A 633-nucleotide genomic window follows, 5' to 3' on the forward strand; every position below is an offset into this window, starting at 1 on the left:
TCATTCGCTTTCGCTCCTTTCTCTGTCGTTGGTTTTGATTCTGCTTCGCCCATCGCTTCTTTAGACTTCACTTCTTCATACCAAAGATCGTGATGCTCTTTCGCCCATGTTTCATCGACTTCACCAGTCACCATGCCTTCTAACGCACCTTCCATACCGAATAGACCGATATAGATGTGGAAAATAAAGCCACAGATCAGAATCAGGGCTGAAATGGCATGAACTAGGTTAGAAAGTTCCACATCTCCGCGAGTTTGCCCAAAGATTGGGAAATCCAAAACTAAACCACTTACCGCGACAATAGCGCCAAAGAAAATCAACAACCAGTAGATGGCTTTCTCACCACCGTTTGAGAACCCTGCCGATGGATGCGTTCCTTTGTGCTTACCAACCATGCCGCCCATTTTCATGAACCAACGAATATCCGTCATGTTTGGAATCGACTTGCGCCACCATTTCAAGAGTACAAACATCAGTAAAATGAAGAACAGTGGCCCCATGTAGTTGTGGTATTGCTTCGCCAACATGACGATAAAGCCCCAAAACTCGGTAGGAACATACGGTTTTAAAAAGTGCTTACCGTAAACCAGCATCAAACCACTAAATGCAAGCGTTACGAATGTAAACGCCATA

General features: G+C 44.7%; 1 protein-coding gene. It reads right to left on the reverse strand.

Features of this window, described 5'->3' with window-relative positions:
• Window positions 1-633 (reverse strand): formate dehydrogenase subunit gamma (locus R8O11_RS28790; RefSeq protein ID WP_318195064.1); only part of this gene is annotated, 633 nt, incomplete at both ends.

It is taken from the genome of Vibrio sp. 1288, assembly GCF_033344475.1.